This window comes from Streptomyces sp. NPDC017890, from assembly GCF_044328675.1.
GTDB lineage: Bacteria > Actinomycetota > Actinomycetes > Streptomycetales > Streptomycetaceae > Streptomyces.
The window spans coordinates 1-20,503 of the sequence record NZ_JBIRHU010000038.1; the positions used below are offsets into that span (position 1 = coordinate 1).

Sequence of the window (20,503 nt, forward strand, 5' to 3'; positions counted from 1 at the left end):
GGGGTTTGCGCCCCCCGGGGGGGGGGGGGCGCCCCCCGCCCCCCCCCCCCCCCCCCCCCCGCGCGGCCCCCGGCGGGGGGGGGGGGGGGGGGGGGCGGGGCCCCCCCCCCCCCCCCCCGCAAGGAACCTGCCCACGCTCGGCGTTGAGATCCGCCCGTGGTCAGCTCGTAGAGCTGACCACGGGCTTCGTCGTTCTGCGCCCGGAGTGCCAGGAAGCGTTCGAACCGGCTCGTGAGACCCCCTGTGCCAAGCGCTATGAGCATCGGTTCCTCAGGCCGCTCGGCGGCCAGTCCCAGCGATGTCTGCCGCGGTCCCGCCGCGCGGCCTCGCCCAGCGCTGCGACGAGGGCAGTGATCGTCGGACTCGCGGCCCCGACGCCCGGAAGACCGAGGCGCGCAGTGGGAACAACCGATTCGCCCGGCACGGTTGCACCGACCGAAGGACCGGCGCCACACGGATGGCGAACACCGGCCCGCGAGCGCGTCCGCCCACCAGGATCCGGGCCCGAGGACGCGACGGGCCCACCGCATCCCGCCGCGTAAGGACCAGGACGTATTCCTACAGAAGGACTGTTTCATGACTGACCGGCCCCTGACGCTCATGGCAGTACACGCCCACCCCGACGACGAAGCCACCGGAACCGGAGGAGTTCTCGCGCGGTACGCGGCGGAAGGCATCCGCACCGTTCTCGTGACGTGTACCGACGGCGGTTGCGGTGACGGACCGGGAGGCGTGAAGCCGGGCGATCCCGGCCACGATCCGGTCGCCGTCGCCGCCATGCGCCGTAAGGAACTCGAGGCGAGCTGTGAGGTCCTGAAGGTCAGCGATCTGGAGATGCTGGACTACGCCGACTCCGGGATGGTGGGCTGGCCCAGCAACGACGCCCCCGGATCGTTCTGGCAGACCCCCGTGGAGGAAGGCGCGGCCCGTCTCGCGGAACTCATACGGCACTATCGGCCCGACGTGGTCGTCACCTACGACGAGAACGGCTTCTACGGCCACCCCGACCACATCCAGGCCCACCGCATCACGATGGCGGCGCTGGAGATGACTGAGCCGGTGCCGAAGGTGTACTGGACGACGATGCCCCGCTCGACGATGCAGCGGTTCGGGGAGACCATGAGTGAATTCCAGGAGGAGATGCCGGAGCCGGACCCTGCCGAGGCCGCCGCGCTGGCGGAGATCGGCCTCCCCGACGACGAGATCACTACGTGGGTGGACACCACCGCGTTCAGCGGTCAGAAGTTCGATGCGCTGGCCGCGCACGCCAGCCAGGGCGAGAACATCTTCTTCCTCAAGATGGGCAAGGAGCGATTCGGCGAGCTGATGGGCATGGAGACCTTCCTGCGTGTCAAGGACGCCACCGGCGCGATCGTGCCCGAGAACGACCTCTTCGCCGGACTGCGCTGATTCTCCCGCCCGGCCCGGGGACCGGCAGCCAACGGTCTCGACGGGCCGGCCCTCCCCGTCCCACTCCGAGGAGCGACCGCGTCCAGGTGGACCAGCCTCCGGTTCCCGGCCACGCCGACCACCACTAGCGACGTTCGCGCCTTTGCATGCAGCGGCTGGCGGTGCTTCAGAGGCGGGCTAGTTGCCAGGATGCCCGTTGCTTCAGTATCGATCGCCTCGTCTGGCGCCGGGTCGCCAGGCGAGGCGAGTCATGGCAGGTGGTTGGGTGTTGGCCTGCGTAGCGTCCAGGTTGGGAATTCGGTGCTCACCAGCGGCGATGCTTCAAGATCCCGTCCACGCCTCGTCCACAGACCCCGACATACGCCCGCTCAGGGCGGCACACGCCTGCACATACGCGAAGACCCCGGCCTCAGCGTTTCCGCTGGTGACGGGGTCTTTGGGCACCTCATACAGGGTGCCCCCGGCAGGATTCGAACCTGCGCACACGGCTCCGGAGGCCGTTGCTCTATCCCCTGAGCTACGGGGGCGTGTCGGTCGCGGTCGGTGTTGCTTGCGGCGACGGGTAGAACACTACCAGCTCCCCCGGGGTGGTCATGAACGGGTTTTCGCGGGTCGTGGGGTGTCCCGTGGGCCTCTCGGGGCGTCAGTCGCGGGGGCGTTGTCCCCCGCACGGGGTGGAAGTGGGGAAAACCCGGACGCGGTGGCCGGTCCGGACCTACTCTCGAGTTGTGCCTAGGGCGTCTGGCCGGGTTCTTGTTGTCGACGACAACAAGGTCATCCGGCAGCTGATCAGGGTCAATCTCGAGCTGGAGGGCTTCGAGGTCGTGACCGCGGCCGATGGTGCCGAGTGTCTTGAAGTCGTCCATCAGGTCCGGCCCGACGTCGTCACGCTGGACGTGGTCATGCCTCGGCTGGACGGGGTGCGGGCCGTTGCCCAGCTGCGTGCCGATCCGCTCACGCGGGCGCTTCCGATCGCCATCGTCAGTGCTTGTACGCCCTACGAGGTCGACGCCGGGTTCGCTGCCGGGGCCGACGCCTTTCTGTCCAAGCCGTTCGAACCCGCCGAGCTCGTCGCTCTCGTACGACAGCTGGTCGAGCGGAAGGCCTGCGGGAGTGCGGCCTCCTTCCGGACGGCGCTCGGTGCGGCCGGGGAGAGTGAAGCGCCGGCTCAGGCCGAGTCGGCCGGGTGACTCCACCCACCTTCACCCACCCCCACCCACGGGCGAAGGGGCGCTCCGTCCATATAGCGGGACCAGTTCCAAACCTGTTCGCCTACCCACCCCCCTCCTCCCATACGCTTGACCCGTGACCCCCGTAGAGCTCTCCCGCACCGTGCTGCACGCGGTGCGTCGCGCCGTCGACGCGGGTGCGCTGGACGTGACCGTCCCGGCGCGGGCCGCGGTCGCACCGCCGGGACCCGGCGGGTGCGGGGACTACGCCACCAACATCGCCCTCCAACTCGCCCGGCCGGCCGGGCAGCCGCCGCGCCGCGTCGCCGAGGTGCTGCGGCCGTATCTCGTCGACGTCGACGGCATCACCGACGTCGTCCTGACCGGCCCCGGGTTCCTCAACATCAGCCTCCACGACACCGCGCCCACCGGCCTCGTCGAGGAGATCCTGCGGTACGGGGACCGGTACGGGTACGCCGACGGGCCCGGCGGAGGAAGCGGCCGCATCGTGCAGCTGCACTGCCCCCACGACCTCCGTGCCGTCGTCGTCGCCGAAGCAGCCGCGAGCGTCCTGCGCTCCCAGGGCGCCCTCGTCCGCACCAGCTGTGTCGCCCCGCCCGAGCCCGAGTGGACCGCCACCCTCGGCGTACGCGTCGACGCGGCCGGCCCGGCGCCCGCCGCCTTGCCGGTCAACGTCCGGCCCGTCCCGGCCCCCGCCGACCCGCTCGTCCTCGGTCGTGACGCCGGCCGCTGGGCCCTGCTCCACCCCGCCGCCCACGACCGGCCCCGGATCGGCGACGAGCACCTCGTGCAGCGCGAGAGCAACCCCCTCTTCCGCGTGCGGTACGCCCACGCCCGCACCCGCGCCCTGACCCGCAACGCCGCCGATCTCCGCTTCGCCGCCGAGCCCGGTCCGCTGACCGGCACGGCGCAGGACCTCCTCGCCGCCCTCGCCGACCACCCCCGTGTCCTCGCCGCCGCCGCGGCACACCGCGCCCCCGACCGGGTCGCCCGGCACCTCGTCACCGTCGCCGATGCCGCGCTGCCCCTCCTGCCCACCGTGCTGCCCCGCGGCGGGGAGAAACCCTCGGCCGCCCACCGTGCCCGGCTGGCGCTCGCCGAAGCCGTCGGGGCGGTGCTGGCCGGTGGCCTGTCCCTCCTCGGTATCGACGCACCCGACCACCTCTGAGAGAGCGCAGTAGACGACATGAGCCGTTCCGCACACCCCGCCGGGCCCCGTCACGCCGACGTCCTCCCCGAAGGGCATTACTCGGCCCCGCCCGCCGACCTCAACGTCCTCGACGCCAAGGTCTGGGCGCAGACCGTCGACCGGGACGCGGACGGAGTCGTCACCGTCGGCGGGATCACCGTCACGCGGCTCGCCGAGGAGTACGGCACCCCCGCCTACGTCCTCGACGAGGCCGACTTCCGGGCCCGGGCGCGGGCCTGGCGCACCGCGTTCGGCGCGGACGCCGACGTCTTCTACGCGGGCAAGGCCTTCCTGTCGCGCGCGGTCGTGCGGTGGCTGGACGAGGAGGGGCTGAACCTCGACGTGTGCTCGGGGGGCGAGCTGGCCACCGCGCTCTCCGCCGGGATGCCCGCCGACCGCATCGCCTTCCACGGCAACAACAAGTCGCCCCAGGAGATCGAGCGGGCCGTCCGCGCCGGCGTCGGGCGGATCGTGCTCGACTCCTTCCAGGAGATCGTGCGCGTCGCCCACATCGCCCAGTCGCTCGGCAAGCGGCAGCGCGTGCAGATCCGTATCACCGTCGGGGTCGAGGCCCACACGCACGAGTTCATCGCCACCGCCCACGAGGACCAGAAGTTCGGGATCCCGCTCGCCGGCGGGCAGGCGGCGGAAGCCGTGCGGCGGGCGCTCCAGCTCGACGGGCTCGAGGTCATCGGCATCCACTCGCACATCGGGTCGCAGATCTTCGACATGTCCGGGTTCGAGGTCGCCGCCCACCGGGTGGTCGGGCTCCTCAAGGACATCCGTGACGAGCACGGCGTCGAGCTGCCCGAGATCGACCTCGGCGGCGGGCTCGGAATCGCGTACACGAGCGATGACGATCCCCGCGAGCCGCACGAGATCGCCAAGAAGCTCACCGAGATCGTCACGCGGGAGTGCGAGGGTGCGAAGCTGCGCACGCCCCGTATCTCCGTCGAGCCCGGACGCGCCATCGTCGGGCCCACCGCCTTCACGCTCTACGAGGTCGGCACCGTCAAGCCGCTCGACGGGCTGCGTACGTACGTCTCCGTCGACGGCGGCATGTCCGACAACATCCGCACCGCGCTGTACGACGCCGAGTACAGCGTCGCCCTCGTCTCCCGCACCTCCGACGCCGAGTCCATGCTCGTGCGGGTCGTCGGCAAGCACTGCGAGAGCGGTGACATCGTGGTCAAGGACGCCTTCCTGCCGGGCGACCTGGCACCCGGCGACCTCATCGCCGTCCCGGCGACCGGGGCGTACTGCCGTTCCATGGCCAGCAACTACAACCACGCGCTGCGTCCGCCCGTCGTCGCCGTCCGGGACGGCGAGGCGCGGGTCATCGTCCGGCGGGAGACCGAGGAGGATCTGCTGCGCCTCGACGTCGGGTGAGAACCCGCAGGCGACCAGGGGGACCGGGCGGCCGGGCGACGGGGGACCAGGCGGGGCGGAAGATCTTTCGCCGTCCACCCCTGCGAAAATGAAATAAACGTCTCACGATCCGGACGAAAGGCAGAAAATCCCGTCCGGTGCGTGAGACTGGTCCAACCGTAGACGGTATGAGGAAACGAGGTCGGATGATGCGTACGCGTCCGCTGAAGGTGGCGCTGCTGGGCTGTGGAGTGGTCGGCTCAGAGGTGGCGCGCATCATGACGACGCACGCCGACGACCTCGCCGCCCGGATCGGGGCCCCGGTGGAGCTCGCGGGCGTGGCGGTGCGGCGGCCCGACAGGGTGCGGGAGGGCATCGACCCCGCCCTCGTCACCACCGACGCCACCGCCCTCGTCAAGCGCGGGGACATCGACGTCGTCGTCGAGGTCATCGGCGGGATCGAGCCCGCCCGGACCCTCATCACCACCGCCTTCGAGCACGGCGCCTCCGTCGTCTCCGCCAACAAGGCGCTGCTCGCGCAGGACGGCGCGACGCTGCACGCCGCGGCGGACGCGAACGGCAAGGACCTGTACTACGAGGCCGCCGTCGCCGGTGCCATCCCGCTGATCCGGCCGCTGCGCGAGTCCCTCGCCGGCGACAAGGTCAACCGGGTGCTCGGCATCGTCAACGGGACGACCAACTTCATCCTCGACGCCATGGACACCACCGGCGCCGGGTACCAGGAGGCGCTCGACGAGGCCACCGCCCTCGGGTACGCGGAAGCCGACCCGACCGCCGACGTCGAGGGCTTCGACGCCGCCGCCAAGGCCGCCATCCTCGCCGGGATCGCCTTCCACACGCGCGTGCGCCTCGACGACGTCTACCGCGAGGGGATGACCGAGGTGACCGCCGCCGACTTCGCCTCCGCCAAGGAGATGGGCTGCACCATCAAGCTCCTCGCCATCTGCGAGCGGGCCGCCGACGGCGGCTCCGTCACCGCGCGCGTGCACCCCGCGATGATCCCGCTCAGCCACCCGCTGGCGAACGTCCGCGGGGCCTACAACGCCGTGTTCGTCGAGTCCGACGCGGCGGGGCAGCTCATGTTCTACGGGCCCGGCGCCGGCGGCTCGCCGACCGCGTCCGCCGTACTCGGCGACCTCGTCGCCGTGTGCCGCAACCGGCTGGGCGGCGCGACCGGACCCGGCGAGTCCGCGTACGCCGCGCTGCCCGTCTCGCCGATGGGCGACGTCGTCACGCGGTACCACATCAGCCTCGACGTGGCCGACAAACCGGGCGTGCTCGCCCAGGTCGCGACCGTGTTCGCGGAGCACGGTGTCTCCATCGACACCGTGCGGCAGTCCGGCAAGGACGGCGAGGCCTCCCTCGTCGTCGTCACCCACCGTGCGTCCGACGCCGCCCTCGGCGGTACCGTCGAGGCGCTGCGCAAGCTCGACACCGTGCGGGGTGTCGCCAGCATCATGCGGGTTGAAGGAGAGTAACCAGCAATGACCCACCAGTGGCGCGGAATCATCGAGGAGTACCGGGACCGGCTGCCCGTCTCCGACAGCACGCCCGTCGTGACGCTCCGCGAGGGCGGCACGCCGCTCGTGCCCGCGCAGGTGCTCTCCGAGCGCACGGGCTGCGAGGTCCACCTCAAGGTGGAGGGTGCGAACCCGACCGGGTCCTTCAAGGACCGTGGCATGACCATGGCCATCAGCAAGGCCAAGGAGGAGGGCGCGCAGGCCGTCATCTGCGCCTCCACGGGCAACACGTCCGCCTCCGCCGCCGCGTACGGCGTACGGGCCGGGATGGTCTCCGCCGTCCTCGTTCCGCAGGGCAAGATCGCGCTCGGCAAGATGGGCCAGGCCCTCGTGCACGGCGCGAAGATCCTCCAGGTCGACGGCAACTTCGACGACTGCCTCACGCTCGCCCGCGCGCTCAGCGACAACTACCCCGTGGCGCTGGTCAATTCGGTCAACCCGGTACGTATAGAGGGGCAGAAGACGGCCGCCTTCGAGATCGTGGACATGCTCGGCGACGCCCCCGACATCCACGTCCTTCCGGTCGGCAACGCGGGCAACATCACCGCGTACTGGAAGGGGTACAAGGAGTACGCCGCCGACGGGATCAGCACCAGGACGCCGCGCATGTGGGGATTCCAGGCCTCCGGCAGCGCCCCGATCGTGCGCGGCGAGGTCGTCAAGGACCCGTCGACCATCGCCACCGCCATCCGCATCGGCAACCCCGCCTCGTGGGACTTCGCGCTCGCCGCGCGGGACGAGTCCGGCGGTGCCATCGACGAGGTGACCGACCGTGAGATCCTGCGCGCCTACCGGCTGTTGGCCTCCCAGGAGGGCGTCTTCGTGGAGCCAGCGTCCGCCGCGTCGGTGGCCGGTCTGCTGAAGGCCGCCGAGCAGGGCAAGGTCGACCCGGGGCAGCGGATCGTGTGCACCGTCACCGGCAACGGGCTGAAGGACCCGGACTGGGCCGTCGCCGGTGCCCCGCAGCCGGTCACCGTCCCGGTCGACGCGGCGACGGCGGCCGAGCGGCTCGGTCTGGTCTGAGGGACTCCCTCCCGGTGAAGCGCGCCCAGCGTACGGGGGCGTAAGCGACGTCCAGCCGGGAAAGTCACCTACAGGGGGTGCACAGGGGGCTTACGACACGCATCGTGCGCCTCCTGTGCGCCCTATGTCGCCACAGAACCTTCCTTCGATAGGCTGTACCGAACCCGCCCGCCGCATATGCCGCGGTGCCGCGCCGTCCCCGCGGTCGGGAAACGGCCGGGAGCCGTGGGGCAGGCAGTGGTCGGCCGTTGGGCAGGCAGCGGAGGGCCCGAGGTTCCGTAAGTCATCGAATGTCATTCGACAGTCACGCAGCTCAAGGAGAGTCATCAAGCGATGGCCGGTCCAGCGTTCCGCGCCGCCGCCGTCCGGGTGCGCGTCCCCGCCACCAGCGCCAATCTCGGCCCGGGCTTCGACGCCCTGGGCCTCGCGCTGGGCTTGTACGACGACGTGGTCGTCCGGGTGGCCGACTCAGGGCTGCACATCGACATCGCGGGTGAGGGCAGCGAGACGCTGCCGCGCGACGAGAAGCACCTCCTCGTCCGCTCCCTGCGCACCGCCTTCGACCTCCTGGGCGGACAGCCCCGCGGCCTGGAGATCGTCTGCGCCAACCGCATCCCGCACGGCCGCGGCCTCGGTTCCTCCTCCGCCGCCATCTGCGCCGGCATCGTCGCGGCGCGCGCGGTGACCATAGGCGGCGAGGCCCGCCTCGACGACACCGCGCTGCTCGACCTCGCCACCGAGATCGAGGGCCACCCCGACAACGTGGCGGCCTGTCTGCTGGGCGGCTTCACCCTGTCCTGGATGGAGTCCGGCGCCGCCCGGGCGATCAGTCTGGAGCCCTCCGATTCCATCGTTCCGGTGGTTTTCGTACCCGGAAAGCCGGTACTGACCCAGACCGCGCGCGGCCTGCTCCCGCGCAGCGTCCCGCACGTCGACGCCGCCACCAACGCCGGCCGCGCCGCACTGCTCGTCGAAGCGCTCACCAGGCGCCCCGAACTGCTGCTGCCGGCCACCGAGGACCGCCTCCACCAGGAGTACCGCGCGCCGGCCATGCCGGAGAGCGCGGCGCTGGTGGAACGGCTGCGCGCAGACGGCATTCCCGCGGTGATCTCGGGCGCCGGGCCCACGGTGATGGCCCTCGCCGACGCCGACACGGCCGACAAGGTCGAGGCGTCGGCGGGCACGGACTGGGCGGCCAACCGGCTCAGCCTGGACCGGCAGGGCGCGAGCGTCCTGCCACTGGCGGCCTCGAGCGACATTTAGACGCGCACGGTTGCCGGATTTCGAGAGGGGGAATATTTGTTGGATCCGGTAGTGTTAATCTCAAGTCTGCACCCGACCCCACCATGGCGAGGTGCCTCGTGTCCCCGTCCGGGACAGACATTCTTCCGGGAGCCCCCCAAGCCGCACTGTGTGGTGGATGCCGTACGTGATCAGTACGGCCGACACGGACACTGAGCGGCCCGCCCGTGGGGGTACCCCCTCTGGGGGAGCTTCGGAACCGGTGCCACCACACCGCAGGACACAGACACCAGGTGCCGCGGCCAGGGGAAGCGCCATCACCAGATATCTCTTCCGCCGTTCAGGCGGACCACCGCCCCGGCACGGTTCGCACAGCAAGGACCGAAGTCGGACAGCACAACCGGTCGCCGAGCCAGACAGGCCGACGTCCGCTCCAGGGAAGGACCCTTCGTGAGCGACACCACCGATCTGATGGGCGCACGTGTCGAGGAGACCGCTGCCGCGCCCTCCACGGACGCCTCCGCGCCTGCCACCGGTGCCGGCTCCCGGCGGCGCCGCGGTACCGGCCTCGAGGGCATGGTGCTGGCCGAGCTGCAGCAGGTCGCATCAGGCCTCGGCATCAGGGGCACCGCGCGTATGCGCAAGAGCCAGCTGATCGAGGTCATCAAGGAGGCGCAGGCCGCGGGCGGCGCCCCCGCCAAGGCCGCGTCCGCCGCGGCGGACACCGCCGGCGAGACCAAGCCGAAGCGCCGCAGCACCTCCCGGGCCCGTACGGGCGACGAGGCCCCCGCCGAGAAGGCGGAGAAGGCCGGCCGGGCCGAGAAGAAGACGGACCGGGCGGCCGCCGACAAGGCCGCCGCCCAGCAGCAGATCGACATCCCCGGCCAGCCGTCCCCCAAGGTCTCGCCCTCGGCCGACCAGGCCGGCGCCCCCGCCGACGACGCCCCCTCCGAGCGACGTCGCCGCCGGGCCACCGCCGACGCGGGCAGCCCCTCCGCCGCCACCGAGACGGTGGCCGTCGAGACGAAGAGCGAGCCGAAGGCCGAGTCCTCCGCCCAGCAGCAGGGCCAGGGCCAGGGCGACGCCCGCTCCGACGGCGAGGGCGGCGAGGGCCGCCGTCGCGACCGCCGGGAGCGCGGCGACCGCGACCGTGACCGTGGTGACCGCGATCGCGGTGACCGCGGACGCGACCGCGACCGCCGGGGCAAGGGCGACGACCAGCAGAACCAGGGCGGAGGCCAGCAGCGCCGGCAGCAGGGCGGCGGCCAGGACCGTCAGCAGCGGGCCGACGAGGACGGGGACGACTTCGACGGCGGACGCCGCGGCCGTCGTGGCCGCTACCGCGACCGCCGGGGCCGCCGCGGACGCGACGAGATCCAGGAGCCGCAGGTCAACGAGGACGACGTCCTCATCCCGGTGGCCGGCATCCTCGACATCCTCGACAACTACGCGTTCATCCGGACCTCCGGCTACCTGCCCGGCCCCAACGACGTGTACGTCTCCCTCGCCCAGGTCCGCAAGAACGGCCTGCGCAAGGGCGACCACATCACCGGTGCCGTGCGCCAGCCCAAGGAGGGCGAGCGCCGCGAGAAGTTCAACGCGCTGGTGCGCCTGGACTCCGTCAACGGCATGGCGCCCGAACACGGCCGCGGACGGCCGGAGTTCAACAAGCTGACGCCGCTCTACCCGCAGGACCGCCTCCGTCTGGAGACGGACCCCGGCGTCCTCACCACCCGCATCATCGACCTCGTCGCGCCGATCGGTAAGGGCCAGCGCGGTCTGATCGTGGCCCCGCCGAAGACCGGCAAGACCATGATCATGCAGGCGATCGCCAACGCGATCACGCACAACAACCCCGAGTGCCACCTGATGGTCGTCCTGGTCGACGAGCGTCCGGAAGAGGTCACCGACATGCAGCGGTCGGTGAAGGGCGAGGTCATCTCCTCGACCTTCGACCGTCCCGCCGAGGACCACACCACGGTCGCCGAGCTCGCCATCGAGCGTGCCAAGCGCCTGGTGGAGCTGGGTCACGACGTGGTCGTCCTGCTCGACTCGATCACCCGCCTGGGCCGTGCGTACAACCTCGCCGCCCCGGCCTCCGGCCGCATCCTGTCCGGTGGTGTCGACTCGACCGCCCTGTACCCGCCGAAGCGCTTCTTCGGTGCGGCCCGGAACATCGAGGACGGCGGCTCGCTGACCATCCTCGCCACCGCCCTGGTGGACACCGGGTCCCGCATGGACGAGGTCATCTTCGAGGAGTTCAAGGGCACCGGCAACGCCGAGCTCAAGCTCGACCGGAAGCTCGCCGACAAGCGCATCTTCCCGGCGGTGGACGTCGACGCGTCCGGCACCCGCAAGGAAGAGATCCTGCTCGGCAGCGACGAACTCGCCATCACCTGGAAGCTGCGTCGCGTGCTGCACGCGCTCGACCAGCAGCAGGCGATCGAGCTGCTCCTCGACAAGATGAAGCAGACCAAGTCGAACGCCGAGTTCCTGATGCAGATCCAGAAGACGACCCCGACGCCGGGCAACGGCGACTGAGGCCGACCGACCGGCACGCATCGCCGAAAGGGCCGCTCCCGTACGGGGAGCGGCCCTTTCGCGTCCGCCCGGCCACCCGTGCCGCTCCGGGCGGACGCGTGGCCCGCCCCCCCCGTGCCGCCCCGGCGTTGCGGAAACGAGACCTTTGCCACACGGAACGTCACCGGCCGGACGGCGGCCACTGGCCGACACCGGGCAAAACCCGCAGGTGAACGCCGTCCGCGTACAGCGTGCGGATACGCACCGGACACGCGCCGGACACGCTCCGTACCCGCGGTGCGCCGGTAGCCCACAGAGCGCTGTGCAACCCTGTGCCGGGTTTCTCCGTCTCAGTCACGGAGGGACGATGGTGAGGTACCGGCCAAATCGCCGGAGCCGGCCAGTCCGACCCTGAGCGCAGGGGGTAGCCGACCGCAGAGGACCGAGGAGCACATGTCCGCCGAGAGCACGCCGGATCCCGCCATACCCGGGAAGTCCCCCGGGCCCCGTCACCGGGGCAAGGGGCGCCGCCGCAAGCCGCGCAGCGGGCGGCGCAAGGGCCTGCTGGTCGCGGCCTGGACCGCCGCGGGCGTCGTGGTCCTGGGCGGTACCGGCGCCGGCGTCCTGTTCTTCAAGCTCAACGGCAACCTCCAGAGCGTCGACATCGACCAGGTCCTCGGCGCCGACCGGCCCGAGAAGGCCGACAACGGCTCCGAGAACATCCTCGTCCTCGGCTCCGACACCCGCACCGGCGGCAACCAGGAGCTGGGCGGCGGCACCGACGACGGCACGGCCCGCTCCGACACGGCGATGGTCGTGCACGTCCACAGGGGCCACAAGAAGGCCAGCGTGGTCTCCATCCCGCGCGACACCCTCGTCGACCGCCCCGAGTGCACCGGCGCCGACGGCGACGAGCACCCCGCCGCCGACGACGTGATGTTCAACTCCGCCTACTCCACCGGCGGTGGCGCCTGCGCCGTGAAGACCGTGGAGTCCATCAGCGGTCTGCGCATGGACCACTACCTGGAGGTCGACTTCAGCGGCTTCCAGCAACTCGTCGACGACCTCGGCGGCGTCGAGGTCACCACCAGCGAGGACATCAAGGACCCCGACAGCCACCTGGACCTGCCGGCCGGCACCCACACGCTCGACGGCGAGCAGGCCCTCGGCCTGGTCCGCACCCGGCACGCCGTCGGCGACGGCTCCGACCTCGGCCGCATCCAGCTCCAGCAGGCCTTCGTCAAGGCCCTGGCCGAGCAGGTCAAGGACATCGGCCTGCTCGGCAACCCCAAGAAGCTGTACGACATCGCCGACACCGCCACCAAGACGCTGACCACCGACTCGGACCTCGGCTCGGTGAACTCCCTGATGTCCTTCGCGAGCGGCCTCAAGGGCATCGACGCCTCGAACATGAACATGGTCACCATGCCGGTCGTCTACGACCCCGCGGACGCCAACCGCGTCCTGGTGGAGAAGACCAAGGCCGACCAGGTGTGGACGGCCCTGAAGAACGACAGGCCCGTCCCGGCGGCCGCGACGGAGGGCACCGCGTCGGGCGGAGCCAAGGGCGTGGTGAACAGCGCCCCGTAGAGGCGCGGCCGGGCGCGGGGAATAGACGACCGCAACCCCCGGTTTTGGGAGAAGACGCCAGTCCTGGCAGACTGGTACGTCGGCCCCGGTTCACGCTCCCGCATCCCGCGGTAGCGACCCGGCGCCCTCCAGGAACAGTAGGAGACACCTTGAAGCGCGACACCCACCCCGAGTACGTCGAGACGCAGGTCAGCTGCACCTGTGGCGCGTCGTTCACCACCCGCAGCACCATCCAGAGCGGCACCATCCGCGCCGAGGTCTGCTCCGAGTGCCACCCGTTCTACACGGGCAAGCAGAAGATCCTCGACACCGGTGGCCGTGTGGCCCGCTTCGAGGCCCGCTTCGGCAAGGCTGCCGCCGGCTCCAAGAAGTAGCGAGGCACCGATCGCCGGTCCACGGCCGCGCCCCCAGCCGGGGGAGCGCCGGGACCGGCGTTTTTGGTCGCCCGTCTTCCCCTTCCCAAGCAGTAGCAGGAGCCCAAGATGTTCGAGGCCGTCGAGGAACTCGTCGCCGAGCACGCCGACCTGGAGAAGAAGCTCGCCGACCCGTCGGTCCACTCCGACCAGGCCAACGCGCGCAAGCTGAACAAGCGTTACGCCGAGCTCACCCCGATCGTCGCCACGTTCCGCTCCTGGAAGCAGACCGGCGACGACATGGAGACGGCGCGCGAGTTCGCCGCCGACGACCCCGACTTCGCCGCCGAGGTCAAGGAGCTGGACAAGCAGCGCGACGAGCTCACCGAGAAGCTCCGCCTCCTGCTCGTCCCCCGCGACCCCAGTGACGACAAGGACGTCATCCTGGAGATCAAGGCGGGCGCGGGCGGCGACGAGTCGGCGCTCTTCGCCGGCGACCTGCTGCGCATGTACCTGCGCTACGCCGAGCGGGTCGGCTGGAAGACCGAGATCATCGACGCCACCGAGTCCGAGCTGGGCGGCTACAAGGACGTCCAGGTCGCCGTGAAGACCAAGGGCGGCCAGGGCGCCACCGAGCCCGGGCAGGGCGTCTGGGCGCGGCTGAAGTACGAGGGCGGCGTGCACCGCGTGCAGCGGGTCCCCGCGACCGAGTCCCAGGGCCGCATCCACACCTCCGCGGCCGGTGTGCTCGTCACGCCCGAGGCCGAGGAGATCGACGTCGAGATCAACCCCAACGATCTCCGCATCGACGTGTACCGGTCCTCCGGCCCCGGAGGCCAGTCCGTCAACACCACCGACTCCGCCGTGCGCATCACGCACATTCCGACCGGAGTCGTCGCCTCCTGCCAGAACGAGAAGAGCCAGCTGCAGAACAAGGAGCAGGCGATGCGTATCCTGCGCTCGAGGCTGCTCGCGGCGGCGCAGGAGGAGGCGGAGAAGGAGGCCGCGGACGCGCGCCGCAGCCAGGTCCGCACCGTCGACCGCTCCGAGAAGATCCGTACGTACAACTTCCCGGAGAACCGCATCTCGGACCACCGCGTCGGCTTCAAGGCGTACAACCTGGACCAGGTCCTGGACGGCGACATCGACCCGGTGATCCAGGCCTGCGTCGACGCGGACTCGGCGGCCAAGCTCGCCGCCGCGTAGGCACCGCCGCACCACTCGCACCGGACCACAGCTCAGCCCCGGAGGACCAGCGTGAACCTGCTGCTCGCGGAGGTGGCCCAGGCCACCCAGCGGCTGGCCGACGCCGGCGTGCCCTCGCCGCGCACCGACGCGGAGGAGCTCGCCGCCCATCTGCACGGCGTCAAGCGGGGCGAGCTGCACACCGTGCCGGACGCGGACTTCGACGCCCGGTACTGGGAGGTGATCGCCCGCCGCGAGGCGCGCGAACCGCTCCAGCACATCACCGGACGCGCCTACTTCCGCTACCTGGAGCTCCAGGTGGGCCCCGGCGTCTTCGTGCCCCGCCCCGAGACCGAGTCCGTCGTCGGCTGGGCCATAGACGCCGTACGCGCCATGGACGTCGTCGAGCCCTGCATCGTCGACCTGTGCACCGGCTCGGGCGCCATCGCGCTCGCGCTCGCCCAGGAGGTGCCGCGCTCGCGCGTGTACGCCGTGGAGCTGTCCGAGGACGCCCTGGTGTGGACGCGCAAGAACATGGAGGGGTCCAGGGTCGAACTGCGCCAGGGCGACGCCCTGACGGCCTTCCCGGACCTCGACGGCCAGGTCGACCTGGTCGTCTCCAACCCGCCGTACATCCCCCTCACCGAGTGGGAGTACGTCGCCCCCGAGGCCCGCGACCACGACCCCCAGCTGGCCCTGTTCTCCGGCGAGGACGGCCTCGACCTCATCCGCGGCCTGGAGCGCACCGCGCACCGCCTGCTGCGCCCCGGCGGCGTGGTCGTCGTCGAGCACGCCGACACCCAGGGCGGCCAGGTGCCGTGGATCTTCACCGAGGAGCGGGGCTGGGCCGACGCGGCCGACCACCCCGACCTCAACAACCGCCCCCGGTTCGCGACCGCCCGCAAGGCGATGCCGTGAGCATCCCCCCGACTTCAACCCCGCAGTACGTGTACGAGGAGGCCCGCTAGATGGCACGGCGATACGACACCAACGACGCGACCGACCGTGTGACCGGTCTGCGCGAGGCCGCGTCCGCCGTCCGCCGTGGCGAGCTCGTGGTCCTGCCGACGGACACGGTGTACGGCATCGGCGCCGACGCCTTCACCGGGGAGGCCGTCGCCGACCTGCTGGACGCCAAGGGCCGGGGGCGCAACATGCCCACCCCCGTCCTCATCGGCTCGCCGAACACCCTGCACGGCCTGGTCACCGACTTCTCCGAGCTGGCCTGGGAGCTGGTCGACGCCTTCTGGCCGGGCGCGCTGACGCTCGTCGCCCGGCACCAGCCGTCCCTCCAGTGGGACCTCGGCGACACCCGCGGCACGGTCGCCGTCCGCATGCCGCTGCACCCCGTCGCCATCGAGCTGCTCACCGAGGTCGGCCCCATGGCCGTCTCCTCCGCCAACCTCACCGGCCACCCGGCGCCCGAGGACTGCGACGCCGCCCAGCAGATGCTCGGCGACTCCGTCTCCGTCTACCTCGACGGCGGCCCCACCCCCGGCAACGTCCCGTCGTCCATCGTCGACGTCACCCGCGAGGTGCCCGTGCTGCTGCGCGCGGGCGCGTTGTCGGCGGAGGAGCTGCGCAAGGTGGTACCCGACCTCGAGGTGGCGAATTGACGGCCCCTGAGACGGGGCGTGGCATAGGCGACGGGGAACGCGCCGCGGAGATCACGACAACGTTCGTCGGGCTCCCGCGCGACAGCTTCCGCATCCTCCACGTCAGCACCGGCAACGTCTGCCGCTCGCCCATCACCGAGCGGCTGACCCGGCATTTCGTGAAGGAGCGGCTCGGCGTGCTGGGCGGCGGACTCATCGTGGAGAGCGCGGGCACCTGGGGCCACGAGGGCGCGCCCATGGAGTCGAACGCGGAGACGGTCCTCGCGGACTTCGGCGCGGACGCGGCCGGCTTCACCGGCCGTGAGCTGCTCGACGAGCACGTGATCCGCGCGGACCTCGTGCTGACGGCGACCCGGGACCACCGGGCGCAGGTCATCTCCATGGGGCACTCGGCCGGACTGCGCACCTTCACCCTCAAGGAGTTCACCCGCCTGGTGAACGCCATCGACCCGGCCACACTGCCGCCCCTGGAGGACGGGGTGGTCACCCGTGCGCGCGCCCTGGTCCGCGCCGCCGCCGCGCTGCGCGGGTGGCTGCTGGCCCCCACGGTGGAGGCGGACGAGGTGTACGACCCGTACGGGGCGCCGTTGCCGTTCTTCCGTTCGGTCGGGGACGAGATACATCAGGCGCTGGATCCGGTGGTGACGGCGTTGACGGGGGTTCCCGCGCGGGCGTAGGCGTGGACGGCCCGCGACGCCGGGCGTCTTCGGGCCCCCGGGCCTACATTGGTCGTACGTCACCGTCGACGCACGCCCGGAGCGCACCATGTCGGTCACCCGCGACCTCCTCGAGGCCGATGACAGCACGCTCGGGGTCCTGCTGCGCCAGGACCCCGAACTGGCGGAGATCCTGCTCGCCGAACGCCGCCGGCAGTCGACGGCGCTCCAGCTGATCGCTGCCGAGAACTTCACGTCCCCCGCCGTGCTCGCCGCCCTCGGCTCCCCGCTGGCCAACAAGTACGCCGAGGGCTACCCGGGCGCCCGGCACCACGGAGGCTGCGAGATCGTCGACGTCGCCGAGCGGCTCGCGGTGGAGCGGGCCCAGGACCTCTTCGGCGCCGAGCACGCCAACGTGCAGTCCCACTCCGGCTCCTCCGCCGTGCTGGCCGCCTACGCGGCGCTCCTGCGCCCGGGCGACACCGTCCTCGCCCTCGGCCTGTCGTACGGCGGCCACCTCACGCACGGGTCGCCGGCGAACTTCTCCGGCCGCTGGTTCGACTTCGTCGGCTACGGCGTGGACGCGGAGACCGGCCTCGTCGACTACGACCAGGTACGCACCCTGGCCCGTACGCACCGGCCCAAGGCGATCGTGTGCGGCTCCATCGCCTACCCCCGCCACCTCGACTACGCCTTCTTCCGCGACGTCGCCGACGAGGTGGGCGCCTACCTCGTCGCGGACGCCGCTCACCCGATCGGGCTGGTAGCCGGGGGAGCGGCGCCCAGTCCGGTGCCGTACGCCGACATCGTGTGCGCCACCACGCACAAGGTCCTGCGCGGGCCGCGCGGCGGCATGATCCTGTGCGGGAGCGAACTGGCCGAGCGGGTCGACCGGGCCGTCTTCCCGTTCACCCAGGGCGGTGCGCAGATGAACACCATCGCCGCCAAGGCGGTCGCGTTCGGCGAGGCGGCGACCCCGGCCTTCGCCGCGTACGCCCATCAGGTGATCGCCAACGCCCGGGCGCTCGCGGCCCACCTGGCCGCCGAGGGTCTGGGCGTCACCACCGGCGGCACCGACACCCACCTGGTCACCGCCGACCCCGCCCCGCTCGGCGTCGACGGGAGGACCGCGCGGGGCCGGCTCGCGGCGGCCGGGATCGTCCTGGACTGCTGCGCGCTGCCGCACGGCGACGCCCGGGGGCTGCGGCTGGGCACCGCGGCCGTGACCACGCAGGGCATGGGGGAGCGGGAGATGCGGGCGGTGGCCACCCTGCTCGCCGGGGTGCTACGGGGCGGGACGGACGCCGTCGCGGCGCGCGACGACGTACGGGATCTGGTCACGGAGTTCCCGCCGTATCCGGACTGAGGACGGGTAGGCGCACACGCGTGCACAGCCGCACGTGCAACCATCGTCGCTACCCGGAAGTCCCCAACCGTATGCGCGCATCGCTAGGGTGAGGGGCTGAGGATGGCCAGCGAGACCTGTGGGGAAGCCTGTGCGTGAATACCTGCTGACGCTCTGCATCACGGCCGCGGTGACGTATCTGCTGACAGGGCCGGTACGGAAGTTCGCGATCGTGGCGGGGGCGATGCCGGAGATCCGGGCACGTGACGTGCACCGGGAACCCACTCCGCGGCTCGGCGGGATCGCCATGTTCTTCGGACTCTGCGCGGGCCTGCTGGTAGCCGATCACCTCACCAATCTCAGTGAGGTTTTCGAGAACTCGAACGAGCCGCGGGCCCTGCTCTCCGGTGCGGCCCTGATCTGGCTGATCGGCGTCCTGGACGACAAGTTCGAGATCGACGCCCTGATCAAGCTGGGCGGCCAGATGATCGCCGCCGGCGTGATGGTGGTGCAGGGCCTGACCATCCTGTGGATCCCGGTGCCCTGGGTCGGCACGGTGGCGCTCACGCAGTGGCAGGGCACCCTGCTGACGGTGGCGCTGGTCGTCATCACCATCAACGCGGTCAACTTCGTGGACGGCCTGGACGGTCTCGCGGCCGGCATGGTGTGCATCGCGGCGGCGGCGTTCTTCATGTACGCCTACCGGATCTGGTACTCGTACGGCATCGAGGCCGCGGCCCCGGCCTCGCTGTTCGCGGCCATCCTCATGGGCATGTGCCTGGGCTTCCTGCCGCACAACATGCACCCCGCCCGGATCTTCATGGGCGACTCCGGCTCGATGCTGATCGGCCTGGTGCTGGCGGCCGGCGCGATCTCGGTCACCGGACAGGTCGACCCGGACGTGATGAAGCTGTTCTCCGGCTCCGAGCGCAACACCGTGCACCAGATGGTGCCCGTCTACATTCCGCTGCTGATGCCGCTGACCATCATCGCCATCCCGGCCGCCGACCTGATCCTGGCGATCGTCCGGCGGACCTGGCGCGGCCAGTCGCCGTTCGCCGCGGACCGGGGGCACCTGCACCACCGGCTGCTGGAGATCGGGCACTCGCACAGCCGCGCGGTGCTGATCATGTACTTCTTCTCGGCGCTGATCGCGTTCGGGGCGCTCGCCTACTCCGTGAACGCCGCTTCCATGTGGATCGTGCTGAGCGTCGTCTTCCTCAGCGCGATCGGCCTGGTGCTGCTCCTGCTGCCGCGCTTCACGCCCCGTGCCCCGCGCTGGGCCGAGCGCTTCGTGCCGCCCCGCTACCGCCGCCGCAAGGCGGTGGCGGCCGTCGAGGCCGAGCCGGCCGCGGACGAGACGGATGAGGTGGGCGCGACCGGCGACAAGGACGAGACGGACGAGCGTGTTCCGGTCGCGGCGGGCGTCTCGGGTGTCTCCCGCGTCAACGGGGCCACCGCCATCGGCCCCCGTTCGCGTACAAGGTAAGAATCTGACTAGAGCATTGCCAACTCGTGGGGGAACGAAGTGCCCCTTTACCAGACAAATGGGCGCAGTGATTGCACAAACGCGCACTGTCACTCTCATGTGTGACAGCAAGCACACCCTCAGGTAAAGACCTCATCAAATAGTTTGTGATACGGTTCACGAGAACCCCCGGGTAGAGCCTAAGGACCGTAGTGCGACGGTCTCTTGGGCGTGAGGACTCGGTCCGGCCCGGGATTACGCTCGTCCATGACGACACCTGCCCCCTGTGTGTGAAAGCGGAGTTGCCGCCATGCCGTCCAATGACGTCCGGATCCTGCTTCAGGCTGCCGTGCCCACGGCTGCCGTCGGCGCTGTAGCCGCCGTCGTCAGCGCTGTGGTCGCCGGCGGCAAGGGGGCGGTCGGAGCCGTCGTCGCGACAGTGGTGGCGATGCTCTTCATGGGGATCGGGCTCTACGTCCTGCAGCGCACCGCCAAATCGCTTCCGCACCTCTTCCAGGCGATGGGCCTGATGCTCTACGCGGCACAGATCCTGCTGCTGTTCGTCTTCCTCGCCGCGTTCAAGAACACGACGCTGTTCAACCCCCGGTCCTTCGCGATCACCTTGGTGGCCGTCACGCTCGCGTGGATCGCCGCGCAGACGCGTGCCCACATGAAGGCCAAGATCCTCTATGTCGAACCCGACTCGACGAACGAAAAGTCCGAAAAGACGGGCCACTCGTCGTGAGGGGTAGGGCCGGGATAAAGAGGCATGTGAAGTCCTGCTATCGTCCGGTGCCAACTGCGGCA

Annotated in this window: 17 protein-coding genes and 1 tRNA gene; 17 read left to right on the forward strand and 1 reads right to left on the reverse strand. The window is 71.1% G+C overall.

The window, feature by feature from the left end; translation table 11 throughout:
- Window positions 1–576 precede the first annotated feature (576 nt).
- Window positions 577–1,410 carry a PIG-L family deacetylase gene (locus tag ACH4F2_RS33280; protein WP_398136470.1) on the forward strand — a complete coding sequence of 278 codons (834 nt, stop codon included), beginning with the start codon at window positions 577–579 and terminating at the stop codon, window positions 1,408–1,410.
- A 455-nt stretch (window positions 1,411–1,865) separates the two neighbouring features.
- Here the strand turns inward: ACH4F2_RS33280 and ACH4F2_RS33285 are convergent.
- A tRNA-Arg gene (locus ACH4F2_RS33285) sits at window positions 1,866–1,937 on the reverse strand.
- Window positions 1,938–2,138: 201 nt separating this feature from the next.
- On the opposite strand from ACH4F2_RS33285, the gene ACH4F2_RS33290 reads away from it, so the two are divergent.
- The 16 genes from ACH4F2_RS33290 to ACH4F2_RS33365 all read left to right on the forward strand — a co-directional run bounded on the left by ACH4F2_RS33290 (window position 2,139) and on the right by ACH4F2_RS33365 (window position 20,441).
- Window positions 2,139–2,600 carry a response regulator gene (locus ACH4F2_RS33290; RefSeq protein WP_398136471.1) on the forward strand — a complete coding sequence of 154 codons (462 nt, stop codon included), beginning with the start codon at window positions 2,139–2,141 and terminating at the stop codon, window positions 2,598–2,600.
- A gap of 115 nt (window positions 2,601–2,715) precedes the next feature.
- Window positions 2,716–3,768: an ArgS-related anticodon-binding protein NrtL gene (nrtL, locus tag ACH4F2_RS33295; RefSeq protein ID WP_398136472.1), complete on the forward strand. Its 1,053-nt coding sequence runs from the start codon at window positions 2,716–2,718 to the stop codon at window positions 3,766–3,768.
- Between the two features lie 18 nt (window positions 3,769–3,786).
- Window positions 3,787–5,178, forward strand: a complete 1,392-nt coding sequence (gene lysA / locus ACH4F2_RS33300) for a diaminopimelate decarboxylase (protein WP_398136473.1) — start codon at window positions 3,787–3,789, stop codon at window positions 5,176–5,178.
- A 185-nt stretch (window positions 5,179–5,363) separates the two neighbouring features.
- Window positions 5,364–6,656 (forward strand): homoserine dehydrogenase, encoded by a 1,293-nt coding sequence (locus ACH4F2_RS33305; RefSeq protein WP_398136474.1) that lies wholly within the window; start codon window positions 5,364–5,366, stop codon window positions 6,654–6,656.
- Window positions 6,657–6,662: 6 nt separating this feature from the next.
- Window positions 6,663–7,721: a threonine synthase gene (gene thrC / locus ACH4F2_RS33310; protein ID WP_398136475.1), complete on the forward strand. Its 1,059-nt coding sequence runs from the start codon at window positions 6,663–6,665 to the stop codon at window positions 7,719–7,721.
- A 333-nt stretch (window positions 7,722–8,054) separates the two neighbouring features.
- Window positions 8,055–8,984, forward strand: a complete 930-nt coding sequence (gene thrB, locus ACH4F2_RS33315) for a homoserine kinase (protein ID WP_398136476.1) — start codon at window positions 8,055–8,057, stop codon at window positions 8,982–8,984.
- Between the two features lie 429 nt (window positions 8,985–9,413).
- Window positions 9,414–11,504, forward strand: coding sequence for a transcription termination factor Rho (gene rho / locus ACH4F2_RS33320; RefSeq protein WP_398136477.1), 2,091 nt, complete (start codon window positions 9,414–9,416; stop codon window positions 11,502–11,504).
- 432 nt (window positions 11,505–11,936) lie between these two features.
- The gene (locus ACH4F2_RS33325; protein WP_398136478.1) at window positions 11,937–13,073 is read left to right on the forward strand and encodes an LCP family protein; all 1,137 of its coding nucleotides are present in this window, start codon (window positions 11,937–11,939) and stop codon (window positions 13,071–13,073) included.
- A 149-nt stretch (window positions 13,074–13,222) separates the two neighbouring features.
- Complete coding sequence (rpmE, locus tag ACH4F2_RS33330; protein ID WP_398136479.1) at window positions 13,223–13,447, forward strand: 50S ribosomal protein L31; 225 nt, start codon at window positions 13,223–13,225, stop codon at window positions 13,445–13,447.
- Between the two features lie 108 nt (window positions 13,448–13,555).
- Window positions 13,556–14,632 (forward strand): peptide chain release factor 1, encoded by a 1,077-nt coding sequence (prfA, locus tag ACH4F2_RS33335; protein WP_398136480.1) that lies wholly within the window; start codon window positions 13,556–13,558, stop codon window positions 14,630–14,632.
- 51 nt (window positions 14,633–14,683) lie between these two features.
- Window positions 14,684–15,529, forward strand: a complete 846-nt coding sequence (prmC, locus tag ACH4F2_RS33340) for a peptide chain release factor N(5)-glutamine methyltransferase (protein WP_398136481.1) — start codon at window positions 14,684–14,686, stop codon at window positions 15,527–15,529.
- Window positions 15,530–15,579: 50 nt separating this feature from the next.
- Complete coding sequence (locus ACH4F2_RS33345; protein WP_398136482.1) at window positions 15,580–16,227, forward strand: L-threonylcarbamoyladenylate synthase; 648 nt, start codon at window positions 15,580–15,582, stop codon at window positions 16,225–16,227.
- The gene (locus ACH4F2_RS33350; protein ID WP_398136483.1) at window positions 16,224–16,904 is read left to right on the forward strand and encodes a protein-tyrosine-phosphatase; all 681 of its coding nucleotides are present in this window, start codon (window positions 16,224–16,226) and stop codon (window positions 16,902–16,904) included. Before ACH4F2_RS33345 ends, ACH4F2_RS33350 begins: the two co-directional genes overlap by 4 nt.
- A gap of 88 nt (window positions 16,905–16,992) precedes the next feature.
- A complete protein-coding gene (glyA, locus tag ACH4F2_RS33355; RefSeq protein ID WP_398136484.1) occupies window positions 16,993–18,249 on the forward strand; it encodes a serine hydroxymethyltransferase in 1,257 nt (418 codons plus the stop codon).
- 130 nt (window positions 18,250–18,379) lie between these two features.
- On the forward strand, window positions 18,380–19,717 hold the full coding sequence (locus tag ACH4F2_RS33360) for an MraY family glycosyltransferase (protein WP_398136485.1): 1,338 nt from the start codon (window positions 18,380–18,382) through the stop codon (window positions 19,715–19,717).
- A gap of 289 nt (window positions 19,718–20,006) precedes the next feature.
- A complete protein-coding gene (locus ACH4F2_RS33365; protein ID WP_398136486.1) occupies window positions 20,007–20,441 on the forward strand; it encodes a hypothetical protein in 435 nt (144 codons plus the stop codon).
- Window positions 20,442–20,503 lie beyond the last annotated feature (62 nt).